The 12,701-nt window shown below is 68.5% G+C and carries 8 protein-coding genes; 6 read left to right on the plus strand and 2 right to left on the minus strand.

Annotated features, from left to right (window positions below):
* Positions 1-375 precede the first annotated feature (375 nt).
* Genes VTA80_RS04045 through VTA80_RS04070 form a run of 6 tightly spaced genes read left to right on the plus strand, consistent with a single transcriptional unit; the run spans position 376 to position 10,174 of the window.
* Positions 376-3,330, plus strand: a complete 2,955-nt coding sequence (locus tag VTA80_RS04045) for an ATP-binding protein (RefSeq protein ID WP_407344124.1) — start codon at positions 376-378, stop codon at positions 3,328-3,330.
* A complete protein-coding gene (locus tag VTA80_RS04050; RefSeq protein WP_407344125.1) occupies positions 3,330-4,877 on the plus strand; it encodes an ATP-binding protein in 1,548 nt (515 codons plus the stop codon). Before VTA80_RS04045 ends, VTA80_RS04050 begins: the two co-directional genes overlap by 1 nt.
* Positions 4,874-5,341, plus strand: a complete 468-nt coding sequence (locus VTA80_RS04055; protein ID WP_407344126.1) for a two-component system response regulator — start codon at positions 4,874-4,876, stop codon at positions 5,339-5,341. The genes VTA80_RS04050 and VTA80_RS04055 overlap by 4 nt, the downstream gene beginning before the upstream one ends.
* Positions 5,338-7,437 (plus strand): ATP-binding protein, encoded by a 2,100-nt coding sequence (locus VTA80_RS04060; RefSeq protein WP_407344127.1) that lies wholly within the window; start codon positions 5,338-5,340, stop codon positions 7,435-7,437. Before VTA80_RS04055 ends, VTA80_RS04060 begins: the two co-directional genes overlap by 4 nt.
* The gene (locus tag VTA80_RS04065) at positions 7,434-9,764 is read left to right on the plus strand and encodes a PAS domain-containing protein (RefSeq protein ID WP_407344128.1); all 2,331 of its coding nucleotides are present in this window, start codon (positions 7,434-7,436) and stop codon (positions 9,762-9,764) included. Before VTA80_RS04060 ends, VTA80_RS04065 begins: the two co-directional genes overlap by 4 nt.
* Positions 9,761-10,174, plus strand: coding sequence for a response regulator (locus tag VTA80_RS04070; protein WP_407344129.1), 414 nt, complete (start codon positions 9,761-9,763; stop codon positions 10,172-10,174). The genes VTA80_RS04065 and VTA80_RS04070 overlap by 4 nt, the downstream gene beginning before the upstream one ends.
* A gap of 84 nt (positions 10,175-10,258) precedes the next feature.
* On the opposite strand, the gene VTA80_RS04075 is transcribed toward VTA80_RS04070, so the two are convergent.
* Positions 10,259-11,389 carry a branched-chain amino acid aminotransferase gene (locus tag VTA80_RS04075; RefSeq protein WP_407344130.1) on the minus strand — a complete coding sequence of 377 codons (1,131 nt, stop codon included), beginning with the start codon at positions 11,387-11,389 and terminating at the stop codon, positions 10,259-10,261.
* A gap of 83 nt (positions 11,390-11,472) precedes the next feature.
* Positions 11,473-12,540, minus strand: a complete 1,068-nt coding sequence (locus VTA80_RS04080; protein ID WP_407344131.1) for a 3-isopropylmalate dehydrogenase — start codon at positions 12,538-12,540, stop codon at positions 11,473-11,475.
* Between the last annotated feature and the right edge of the window lie 161 nt (positions 12,541-12,701).

Genomic DNA, 12,701 nt, shown 5'->3' on the forward strand with positions numbered 1-12,701 from the left:
AGGTGAGTGTCTAGGTCTGGGTGCCGCTTTCGTCGATCACGTGTCCTGTGCGAGGAGCAGCCGGCGAGGGGTGGTGCCGGGCGGGCGATCGACGAGCTGTCAGGCGGGGGTGGTGCCCGACAACAAAAAGACCCCCGAGGGCTCGGGAGGTCTGCGCGTTCGGCGGTCTGCCGAACGCGCTACACGATAATGAGCTGGAAGAGAGGCACGTTGAGCATCATGGCACAGCGTCCGGAGGATGAGAACCCCTTGTCCATCCACTGGATGGGCGAAAACTCGCGTCGCTGTTGACCTCATCCTCGAGGGCAGGTCGGTCGATGTTCTCCGCAAGGGCCGATATGGGTTGATCGTCACGACTTCTCCCGGAGGTTACCCGTGCCTGCTCTCGCACCTGCGGACGCCAGCGCTCTCGATCTGAGTGTCCTGATGGGAGTGCTGCTCCGGGTCAAGGCGGGCGACTTCACCGCGCGCATGCCGATCGACCTGACCGGGCTCCCCGGCAAGGTGGCCGACGGGCTCAACGACATCATCGGGGCCAACGAGGCGCTCGCTGCCGAGCTGGCCCGGGTCGGCCAGGTGGTCGGCAAGCAGGGCCGGCTGTCGCAACGCGCCACGGTCGGCGGCCGCACCCAGGGCTGGTCCGAGAGCATCGAGTCGGTCAACGTGCTGATCGACGACCTGGTCCGCCCGACCATCGAGATGCAGCGGGTCATCGGCGCGGTGGCCAACGGTGATCTGAGCAAGAAGGTGACGGTCGTCGTCGGCGGCGAGATGGCCGATCTCAAGAACACGACCAACGCAATGGTCGACCAGCTCAACGGGCTCACGTCCGAGCTGACCCGAGTCGCCCGCGAGGTGGGGACCGAGGGCAAGCTCGGTCAGGCGGCCGCGGTCACCTCCGAGGTCGGGGGTGCGTGGAAGGACCTGACGGACAACGTCAACCTGATGGCCCGCAACCTCACCGGCCAGGTGCGCAACATCGCCGAGGTCACCACCGCCGTCGCGAACGGTGACCTGAGCAAGAAGATCTCGATCGACGTGGCCGGAGAGTTCCTCGAGCTGAAGAACACGGTCAACGCGATGGTCGACCAGCTCAAGACCTTCGCCGGGGAGGTCACCCGGGTCGCCCGCGAGGTCGGCGTCGAGGGCAAGCTCGGTGGGCAGGCGCAGACCAAGGAGGTCGGCGGGGTCTGGATGGACCTCACCGACAACGTCAACCAGCTCGCCGCCAACCTCACCAACCAGGTGCGCGCGATCTCGGAGGTCGCGACCGCGGTCATCGAGGGCGACCTCACCCGGCAGGTCAGCGTCGACGCGAGCGGGGAGGTCGCAGTCCTCAAGGACAAGCTCAACTCCATGATCCGGACCCTGCGGGAGACGACCCGCCAGAACGTCGAGCAGGACTGGCTCAAGACGAACCGCGAGCGCTTCACTCGCATGCTGCAGGGCCAGCGCGACCTGACGACCGTCGCGAACATGATCTTGTCCGAGCTCGCGCCGCTCGTCCTGGCCCAGCACGCGGTCTTCTACTCGATGACCGAAGCGCCCACCGGCGAGCCCATCTTGGAGCTGCAGGCCGGCTACGGGTACGAGGAGCGCCGCAACCTCTCGACGTCGTTCCGGGTCGGCCAGGGCCTGGTGGGCCAGTGCGCCAAGGAGAAGAAGCGGATCCTGCTGATGGAGGTCCCCAGCGACTACGTGCGGATCAACTCGGGGCTCGGGGCTGCCGCTCCGCTGAACATCATCGTGCTGCCCGTGCTGTTCGAGGGGGTGGTGCGCGCCGTCGTCGAGCTCGCCTCGTTCTCGGCGTTCGGCCCGACCCATCAGACTTTCCTCGACTCGATCACGGAGAGCATCGGGCTCGTCCTGAACACGATCGAGGCCGACACCCGGACCGAGAACTTGCTCATCCAGTCGCAGTCGCTGGCGGAAGAGCTCCGCACGCAGCAAGAAGAGCTGCGCGCGTCGAACCAGGACCTCGGCCGCCAGGCTCACCTGCTCGCCGCGCAGAAGACGGAGGCCGAGCGCCGGAACCAGGAGATCGAGGAGTCCAAGCACCTCGTCGAGGAGAAGGCCGGTCAGCTCGCCGTGTCCTCGAAGTACAAGTCCGAGTTCATTGCGAACATGTCCCACGAGCTGCGCACGCCGCTCAACAGCCTCCTCATCCTCGCCGAGCAGCTCGAGGACAACCCCGAGCGCAACCTCACGAACAAGCAGGTCGAGTACGCGCGAGTCATCCGCGCCTCCGGCATGGACCTGCTGGGGCTCCTCAACGGCGTGCTCGACCTTGCCAAGGCTGAGTCAGGGACCGTCGTCGTCGAGATGGCCGCGGTGTCCGTCGCGGAGTTCCGCGCGACCCTCCTGCGAGAGTTCGCGGCCATCGCCCAGAAGAAGGGGGTGGGCTTGTCGATCGATCTCGATCCGAGCAGTCCGACGACGATCGTCACGGATCCGCTGCGGCTCCGCCAGATCCTCACGAACCTGCTCGCCAATGCGTTCAAGTTCACCGAGACGGGTGCGGTCCAGGTCCGGCTCGGGCTCGCTGAGGGCGGCTGGAGCACGGACGTCCCCGCCCTGGTAGCAGCGCCGTCCGTCCTGGTCATCTCGGTCACCGACTCCGGCATCGGCATCGATGCCGAGCAGCACCGCCTGATCTTCGAGGCTTTCGCCCAGGGCGACGGCTCCACGGCGCGCACCTACGGCGGCACCGGTCTGGGCCTGTCGATCAGCCGCGAGCTGGTCGGCCTGCTCGGTGGGGAGATCACTGTCGCCAGCACGCCCGGTCGCGGCAGCATCTTCAGCGTGTACCTGCCTCTCGACCAGCAGGAGACGGCACCGACCCCGGTACGGGTCTCTGTCCCTGCTGCTCTGCAGGTCGCAGAGATCGCCCCGAAACCCGCCGTGATCCCCCATCAGCGACAGGTTCCACCCACGACGAGTTCGATCGCGGGCATGAAGTTCCTGGTGGTCGACGACGACTTCCGCAACGTCTTCTCGCTCGCGGCACTGCTGGAGCGATGCAGCGCCGACGTCGTGACCGCCGAGAGCGGCCCCGACGCCATCGAGATCATCCGGTCGGCCGCGGACGTCGACATCGTGCTGATGGACATCATGATGCCGGCCATGGACGGGTACGAGACCATCCGGCACATCCGGACGTTCAACCCGTCGGTCCCGATCGTTGCCATCACCGGCAAGGTGGTGGTCGGCGAGCGCGAGCGATGCCTGGAGGCCGGCGCGAGCGGCTTCGTCCCCAAGCCGATCGATACCGCACAACTGCTCCAGACCCTCGCGCCGTGGAGCACGACCCACACCGAGACGACCCCGTAATGACCGAGCCACGGGCGGTCCCGGCATCGGTCCCCGTTCTCATCGTCGATGACAATCCCGCCAAGCGTCTCGCCCTGACGGCCGTGCTGTCGCCGTTCGACTATGCGATCGTCGAGGCCGATTCCGGGGTGGCCGCGCTGCGCGCCGTCCTGGTCCAGGACTTCGCCGTGATCCTGCTCGACGTGCGGATGCCGGGCATGGACGGGTTCGAGACGGCGGCGCTGATCCGCCAACGCCAGGCGAACGAGCTGACCCCGATCATCTTCGTCACGGCAAACGCCAATCACGAGATCCCCGCCCTCGACCGCTACGCCCAGGGGGCGGTCGATTTCATCTTCTCCCCGGTCCAGCCGGACGAGCTCCGCGCCAAGGTCGCGGCGTTCGCCGGCCTGTACCGCAAGGGTCGCGACATCGCCACGAGCATGGGCGAGGTCCAGTCGTTGGCCGACCGGCTGCGCCTGCTGACGGACGCTGCGCCGATCGGCATCTTCCAGACCGACGGCGAGAAGCGGTACACCTACACCAACCCTCAGTGGTCGTTGGTCACGGGAATCTCGGCCGAGGCCGCCGCCGGGCGCCAGTGGGATCTCTTCCTCACCCCGCAGCAGCGCGCCGAGCTCGTCTCGGAGCGTGTCGACGACGACAGCGCGATGGTCGGCCGACGCCTCGAGATCCCGACTCCCGGCGGGGAGTCCCGGTTCGTGCTGATCACCACCCGACCTCTCCCGTCCCCCGGCGGCAGGCCCGGGTGGGTCGGGACCGTGGCGGACGTGACGGCCGACGTGCACCGGAGCCTCGCGCGCGAGGACGAGCTCAAGGCCAAGGACCACTTCCTCTCGCATGTCTCGCATGAGCTGCGGGCTCCGCTCGCGGTCGTCCACCAATTCACGTCGCTGCTGATCGATGGCGTCGGTGGCTCGCTCACCGAGGACCAGCAGGAGTTCCTCACCGTCGTCACGCGCAACGTGGGTCAGCTCAAGCTCATGATCGACGACCTGCTCGAGGTGGGCCGCGCCACGAACGGTCGGCTGACGGTCAACTGTGGCGCGGTGGACCTGAGCAGCGTGCTCACCGAAGCGACCGCGGGCTTCATCTGGGCGGCCAAGCGCCGGCGCGTCGGTCTGAACCTCGAGCTCGGCGACCTCCCCCCGATACGCGCCGACGCGGCCCGGATCCAGGAGGTGATCACCAATCTCATCGACAACGCCCTGAAGTTCACCCCGGCCGGTGGGCAGATCACGGTCGGCGCGATCACACAGGACGACCACGTCGCGGTGACCGTCGCGGACACGGGTCGCGGAGTCCCGCCCCAGGACCTCGACCGCATCTTCGAGCAGTTCTTCCAGGTGAGCCACGACGGCGAGGAGAGCCGTAACGGGCTCGGCCTGGGCCTGTACATCTGCAAAGACCTGATCGAGCTCCAGGGCGGGACGATCAAGGCCGCCGCCGTCCTCGGCCAGGGGACCACGATCACGGTCACCCTCCCGCTGCTCACGCCCCCGCGCCGCACCGAACAACCACCCGATCGACAGAAGGTCACGACATGAAGACCCAGTCCAAGGTTCTGGTGGTCGAGGACGACGACGACTTGCGACGGGGTCTGATGCTCCGCCTGCGGACCTACGGATATGACGTGGTGGCCGCCCAGGACGGAGTCGCAGCCGTGAGCATCGCCCGGCAGGAGCAGCCCGACCTGGTGCTCCTCGACCTCGGGCTGCCCGGGGGCGACGGCTTCACGGTCCTCGAACGGTATGCGAACCTCCCGGCCCTGTGCGCCATCCCGGTCGTCGTGCTGACCGGACGAGACCCCCGCACGTCCGAACCGGCGGCCCGCAAGTTCCACGTCGCGGCGTTCCTGCGCAAGCCGGTCGACAACGACGTGCTCGCCAGGACGATCACCCTTGCCCTGCGGGGCGAGACGGTCCCCGCGGCGGCCGTCCCCGATGACCCCTCGGCCGGTCCGTTCGTCCCCGACTGGTCCGCCTGGCCCCCACCGCCGCTTCGGTCATGACCACACGGTCGCTCGACGCCCGGATGAGCGGGTCACGGCTGGCGCCGCTCACGCATCCCCTCGCTCTGGTGGTGTCCGTGGCGCTGCTGGCGATCGCACTGCTCGTCGGGCTGGCGGGGTTCGCGGCCCTCGAGACGACCCGAACCGTCCGGAACGGGGCGGAGCGGAGCGTGCAGTCCAACCGCAATGCCGCCCTGCGCGCGCTGGAGCACGAGGGTCAGAAGTTCAAGGACGCCGTCGCAGTGACGGCCGAGCACGCGCCCGTGGTCGACAGCCTCCGGAAGCCCGCTCCCCCCGCCTTGATGGACGGCGAGCTCTCGACCCTCGCGCGCACCGCGGGAGGGTTTGCCACCTTCCTGACCGACAGCGACGGGCTGATCGTCGCCTTCTACCCGACCCAGCCAGGGATGATCGGCCAAGACTTCTCCTTCCGCGACTGGTTCCAGGGCGTGGCGCGCACGGGCCGGCCGTACGTCTCCTCCGCCTACCGCAGCGCCGCTACCGGAGCCCCGCTCGTCGTGGCGATCTCTGCTCCTGTGTTCGACGGATCGCAGATGCTCGGATCGCTGACCGTGCTGTGGTCGCTCGAGTCCATCCGCGGGGTGGTCGACGGTGCACGCATCGATGACGGCGTGACTCTGCTCGTGACCGACCAGCGCGGCGAGGGCCTGTTCAGCGAGGTGGCCGTCGACGGGCGGGGGCAACCCCTTCCGCACAAGCTCTCCGCCGCGACCACCCGTGCGCTTGCCGGGTCCGCCACGAGCGCCATCGTGGACGGGAAGTTCACTGAGACCGCGCCTGTACCCGAGCTGGGCTGGACCGTCACGGCAACCCTGCCCGTCTCGGTCGGGCTCGCCCCAGCTTCCGCCTTCAAGCGCAACCTCGCTCTCGCACTCGGTGGCGCCATTGCCTTCGTCCTGATGGTCACGGCGCTCGTCGGCAGGTTGGCGCACATCCGGGTGACCGAACAAGCCGCCCTGGTCCGCGCCCAGCGAGCGCTTCGAGTCACGGAGGATCGCTTCCAGCGCGTATTCGACGAGGCGCTCACCGGCCAGCTCCTCGTCAACCGCCACGGCGAGATCACCCGGGTCAATGCTGCCTTGGTGCGCCTGATCGACTGCGGAGCTGACCAGCTCGTCGGAGCCCCCTTCATCTCGATCTTCGCTGCCGAGCTCGACCAGCGCGCCCTTCTCGAGGTGATCGAGTCCGGCCAGGGTGAGCTTCGCGGCAACATGGCCCTGCGGGCGAGCGAAGCTGGTGGTGCCTGGGGGATGGTCGCGCTGTCGTGGCTGGACGAGCCCAACGGCGAAGCGGTCCTGTTCGCTCAGATCGATGATGCGACCGCCACCGTGACGGCGAACATCGAACGGGAGCAGGAACTCACCTCGATGGACCAGTTCCTGTCGCACATCTCGCACGAGCTCAGATCCCCGCTGGCGGTGGTGCACCAGTTCTCCTCCTTGCTGATCGACAGGGTCGGTGGACCGCTGACCAGCGACCAGGAGGAGTTCCTCGGGATCGTCGAACGCAACGTCAAACAGCTCAAGGTCATGATCGACGACCTGCTCGAGGTGAGCAGGGCCGGGACGGGCGGGCTGACGTTCGAGTGCGAGCCGCTCGCGCTCGGGGTCGTGCTCACCCAGACGATCGCCGGATATGCCCGGACCGCCGACGACCGCCAGATCACCCTGGAGCTGGAGTGTGGCGACCTCCCGCTGGTGGTCGCGAACGCGGAGCGGGTGCACGAGGTCCTCGCGAACCTGGTCGACAACGCCCTCAAGTTCACCCCGTCGGGCGGACTGATCGCGGTCGAGGCAGTGCCGAGGGATGGCAGCGTCCAGGTGAGCGTTCGAGACACCGGACGAGGGATCACGATCGACGACGTCGATCGCATCTTCGAGAAGTCGTTCCAGGTCGATCACAACAGCGCGGAGAGCCGCAAGGGCCTGGGCCTGGGCCTGTACATCTGTCGGGCACTGATCGAGACCCAGGGCGGACGGATCTGGGCGGCGAGCCCGCCTGCCGGCGGCACCACCGTGACGTTCACCCTTCCGTGCCCCGCCCGTCGACGCGCCGATCGGCTGGCCGTCGGATGAGCACCCCGCAGGAACCGGCGGGCGTGCCGCACCCCCGCCGGACCACGCCCACAGCCGAGCGGCCCTCGACGATCGAGCTCGCCGCGGCGCTGGCGGCACTGCCGGACCCGGTCTTTCTCTTGCACGCGGTCCGCGACCCGGACGGCGCGATCGTCGAGCTGTTGTACGCGTTCGCGAACCACGCCGCGGCTCGGCTCTACGGCATGCCGGTCGAGGCGATCGTCGGGCGCGGACAGTGCGAGCTGTTTCCCTCGGTCCGCGAGCTGGGGATCTTCGATGCGTGTCTCGCGGTGATCGATTCGGGGACGCCCGCGTCGTTCGACGTGCCGTGGTTCCAGGAGAACGGGGTCGAGGGCTCCGTCTGGCTCACGGTCGCACGGTTCGGAGATGGTCTTCTGGTGTCGGCACGTGACATCACGGAACAACGTCACGCCGAGCTGTCCCTCGCTGAGACGGGCCGGGTCAACTTGCTGCTCGCAGAGAACGCCTCCGACTTCGTGCTCCAGGCCGCGCCCGACGGCGTCATCACCTGGGCATCGACCTCGGTCACGCCCGTCCTGGGGTGGTTGCCCGAGGATCTGGTCGGCCAGCAAACGCTTGACCTGGCCCACCCCGACGACCTCGAGCGGACGCACGAGAGCGTCCCCCGCCTCCTGTTCGGCCAATCCGTCTCCGGGCGGGCACGCATCCGTTGCCCGAACGGCTCCTACCGCTGGATCTCGCGGAGATGGCGCCCGATCGCCGACGACACGGGCTCCGTCGTGGCCCTCGTCGCCGGGTTCAGGGACGTCCAGGCCGAGGTCGATGTGGAGAACGCGCTGCAGGCCTCGGAAGATCACTATCGATTGGTCGCCGAGAACGCCTCGGACTTCGTGGTTCTCACTCAGTCGGATCGTGTGATCAGCTGGGTATCGCCCGCCGTGACCCGCTCGATGGGCTGGACGCCCGAGGAACTGGTGGGCACGACGCTGGGCGACCTGATCCATCCGGACGACCTGCTCGCCACAGCGGTGATGCGAGACGCTGCGTATGCAACGCCAGGGGCCGACCCGGCCGAAGCCGGGATAGTCATCCGGCTTCGCACCACGTGCGGGACCTGGCGATGGATGTCGGAGCACATCGCGCCGGTTGTCAACGAGCTCGGTCTCCAAGCGGGCGTGGTTGCGAGCTTCCAGGACGTCACCGAGCTCGTCCTGGCGCAGGAGTCCGCCCAGCGCCACCGGAGCCGGCTGCGCGCCGCGGTGGACTCCCTCATGGACCCGCAGGTCCTGCTCGAGGCCGTTCGTGATGCGGCCGGACAGATCGTGGACTTCGTGTATCTCGAAGCCAACCCGGCCGCGTGCACCCACAACCGCCTGACTCTCTCTGAACTGCTCGGAGCACGGTTGCTCGACCTGTTCCCGGGCCACACCGGCACCGCCACGCTGGAGGCGTATCGGCGTGTGGTCGAGACCGGAGAACCGCTCTCGCTCGACGGTGTCGCCTACTACCACGAGATCATCGGCACCGAATTGCACTATGACATCCGAGCAGCGCGCGTCGATGACGGGATCTGCCTGGCCTGGCGGGACGTGACCGAGCGGCATCTGGCCGAGGAGCGGCGGGACGACTTCTTGTCGCACGTGTCCCACGAGCTCAGAGCGCCCCTGGCCGTCGTGCATCAGTTCGCCACACTGCTGGCCGACGGCGTGGGCGGTCCGCCGACTCCAGCGCAGTCGGAGCTTCTGAGCGTCATGTCGCGCAACATCGACCAGCTCAAAGGCATGATCGACGACCTGCTCGAGGTGGTCCAGGCAGGCGGCCCGGGGTTGAACATCGACTGTCACCCGCTGGTGTTGGGTGAGGTGCTCGACGAGGTCACCACCGGGCTCGTTCCGGCGGCGACGCAACGCGGCATCACCTTGAGCCAGCACCACGAGGAGCTGCCGCCGGTGCTCGCCGACCCGGACCGGCTCCGCGAGGTGCTCCTCAATGTGCTCGACAACGCCATCAAGTTCACGCCGGCAGGCGGGCTCATCACGGTCACCGCGACCACGCAGAGCAGGGAGGTCGTGGTCCAGGTGACGGACACCGGGTGCGGGATGCCACCCGAGGAGCTCGACCACATCTTCGAGCTGTTCTTCCACGTCGATCACCAGGCCGACAAGAGCCGCAACGGACTCGGCCTCGGGCTCTACATCTGCAAGGACCTGGTCGAACGGCAGGGGGGCACGATCTGCGCAGCGAGCACTCCGGGCCACGGCACCACGGTGACGTTCACCGTCCCGCGTTGCCCCGCGCCAGACAGCGCAACAGCAGGAGCGAGCGAGTCGAAAGGTTCCCCATGAGTACCATCGCCAAGATCCTGATCGTCGAGGACGACGACGACCTGCGACGCGGCATGATGCTGCGCCTGCGAGCGTTCGGCTACGAGGTGGCCGCCGCCCAGGACGGCGTCACCGCGGTCAGCGTGGCGCTGGCGGAGAACCCCGACCTCGTGCTGCTCGACATCGGGCTACCCGGAGGCGACGGGTTGACCGTGCTCGAGCGGTACGCCAGCCTGCCCGAACTGAGCGCGCTACCGGTCATCGTCCTGACCGGGCGAGACCCCCGCGCGACCGAGCCGGAGGTTCGCCGGTTCGACGTCGCCGCCTTCCTGCGCAAGCCGGTCGAGAACGACGTCCTGGCGAGCACGATCGCGCTCGCCCTGCGTGGCGAGACGATCCCGACCGCTCACCTGCCAGGCGACCGGACCTGACTCGACCCTTCACACCAGCCGGCGCAGCCAGCCATCACACCAGCCGGCGCAGCCAGCCATCACACCAGCCGGCGCAGCCAGCCATCACACCAGCCGGCGCAGCCAGCCATGACGGTCTTCCGCGCGGCCGTACTGGATGTCGGTCAGCTGGGCGCGGATGCGACTCGTCAGGTCGCCGGCCCCGCCGTCGGCCACGGTGAGGTCGAAGTCCTCCCCCGCGAGCCGACCGATGGGAGTGATCACGGCCGCCGTCCCGCAGGCGAAGACCTCCGCGATCGACCCGTCGGCGATCCCCGCCTGAAGCTCGGTGAGCAAGATCGTGCGCTCGTCGACCTCGTGACCGGCGTCGGTCAGCAGCTCGATGATCGACGAGCGCGTGACGCCCTCGAGAATCGAGCCGGTGAGCGCGGGGGTCGACACGGGTCCGTCGGCGTGCACGACGAACACGTTCATGCCCCCGAGCTCTTCGATGATCGTGTTCGTGGCGGCGTCGAGGAAGCAGACCTGCTCGCATCCGCGGTCGTGGGCCTCCTGCTGCGGCAGCAGGCTCGCGGCGTAGTTCCCGCCGCACTTGGCGGTACCCGTGCCACCCGCGCCGACGCGGTGGTAGTGCTGGGAGACCCAGATCGACACCGGCGCGACGACCCCGCCGAAGTAGGAGCCGACCGGGGAGGCGATGACGAGGAACTCGGCCTCGAGGGTGGTGCGCACGCCGAGGTACTTCTCGGAGGCATACATGAACGGTCGCAGGTACAGGCTCGTCTCTCCGCCGGACGGCACCCACTCCACGTCGGTGCGCACGAGCGCCGCGATGGCACCCAGGAAGTCGTCCTCGCTCAGCTCGGGCAGCGCGAGCCGGCGGGCCGAGGCGGCGAACCGGGCCGCGTTCGCCTGCGGCCGGAACGTCCAGATCGACCCGTCCGCATGGCGGTACGCCTTGAGGCCCTCGAAGATCTCCTGCCCGTAGTGCAGCACCGCGGAGGCGGGGTCGAGCAGGAGCGGCCCGTACTTCTCGACCCGCCGGTCGTGCCAGCCGACGACGGCGGTCCAGGTGATCCGGGCCATGTGGTCGGTGAAGACCGTGCCGAACTTGGGGGCGGCGATCGCAGCCGTGCGCTCGGCGGGCGGGAGCGGGCTGTCGGTGCGGTGCAGCTCGAACGCCGCGGCGGCGCGGTCGAGGCGGCCAGCAGCGTCGAGATCAGAGGTCGTAGTCATGAAAAGGGCCTTTCACCAGGTAGACGAGAACGACGGTACCCGGGGTCGAGGCCGGGTTCACGGCGGCGGACCCGGTCGTCAGATCAAGCGCGGATACGCGCGGCCAGGTCGGCGCCGACCTCGACGGTCGAGCGGAGTCGTGCACCGGCCGGGCGGTCCGCCAGGTCGGCGGCCACCGCACGCTCCACGCGAGCAGCGGCGACCGGGAGCCCGAGGTGGTCGAGCAGCAGCGCGACCGAGAGCACGGTCGCCGTCGGGTCCGCGATCCCCTGACCGGCGATGTCGGGGGCCGAGCCGTGCACGGGCTCGAACATCGACGGCGCGACGGCGTGGCCCGCGGCATCCCGATCGGGGTTGATGTTGGCCGACGCGGCCAGGCCGATCCCGCCGGTGATGGCCGCGGCGAGGTCGGTGAGGATGTCGCCGAACAGGTTGTCGGTGACGATGACGTCGAACCGCGACGGGTTCGTCACGAGCAGGATCGTCGCGGCATCGACGTGCAGGTAGTCGACGGTGACCTCGGGGAACTCGGCGTTGACGGCCTCGACGGTGCGACGCCACAAATGCCCGGCGTAGACGAGCACGTTGTGCTTGTGCACGAGGGTGAGCTGCTTGCGCGGCCGCGCCGCGGCCCGCGCGAAGGCATCGCGCACCACACGCTCAACGCCGAAGGCGGTGTTGACGCTCACCTCGTTCGCGACCTCGTGCGGCGTGCCGACCCGGATCACGCCACCGTTGCCGACGTACGGACCCTCGGTGCCCTCGCGGACCACGACGAAGTCGACCTCGCCGGGATCGGCGAGCGGGGAGGTCACCCCGGGGAACAGCCTGCTCGGGCGCAGGTTGACGTAGTGGTCGAGCGCGAACCGGAGCCGCAGCAGAAGCCCGCGCTCGAGCACGCCCGACGGGACCTGCGGGTCGCCGACCGCGCCGAGCAGGATCGCGTCGTGGGTGCGGATCGCGGCGAGGTCGTCGTCGGTCAGGGTCTCGCCCGTCGCGTGCCAGCGCTTGGCGCCCAGGTCGAACGCCGTGGTCTGCACGACGACGTCCTGCCCGCTGAGCGCGGCATCGAGCGCGATCAACCCCTGCTCGACGACCTCGGTACCGATGCCGTCGCCAGCGATGACTGCCAGTTCGAGGGTGCGCTTCATGACCGTGAGCCTAGTCCATTGTCCCACGCCTCGGGATGCTCATCTCGCCCTATGAACGTCGCTGAGTCTCGGTCTTTACTATTAGGAAACTTTACTGTTAGTTTGACGGCGTCGCAGATCACCGATGATCCGCAACGACGATCCCTCGAGGTCGAGGTGGA

This window comes from Pengzhenrongella phosphoraccumulans, from assembly GCF_045689905.1.
GTDB lineage: Bacteria > Actinomycetota > Actinomycetes > Actinomycetales > Cellulomonadaceae > Pengzhenrongella > Pengzhenrongella phosphoraccumulans.

Bases quoted from the DNA above. Each gene is read 5' to 3' on its own strand.
- VTA80_RS04050 (WP_407344125.1), top strand. From the start codon at position 3,330: ATGACCGAGCCACGGGCGGTCCCGGCATCGGTCCCCGTTCTCATCGTC.
- VTA80_RS04055 (WP_407344126.1), top strand. From the start codon at position 4,874: ATGAAGACCCAGTCCAAGGTTCTGGTGGTCGAGGACGACGACGACTTG.
- VTA80_RS04060 (WP_407344127.1), top strand. From the start codon at position 5,338: ATGACCACACGGTCGCTCGACGCCCGGATGAGCGGGTCACGGCTGGCG.
- VTA80_RS04065 (WP_407344128.1), top strand. From the start codon at position 7,434: ATGAGCACCCCGCAGGAACCGGCGGGCGTGCCGCACCCCCGCCGGACC.
- VTA80_RS04070 (WP_407344129.1), top strand. From the start codon at position 9,761: ATGAGTACCATCGCCAAGATCCTGATCGTCGAGGACGACGACGACCTG.
- VTA80_RS04075 (WP_407344130.1), bottom strand. From the start codon at position 11,389: ATGACTACGACCTCTGATCTCGACGCTGCTGGCCGCCTCGACCGCGCC.
- VTA80_RS04080 (WP_407344131.1), bottom strand. From the start codon at position 12,540: ATGAAGCGCACCCTCGAACTGGCAGTCATCGCTGGCGACGGCATCGGT.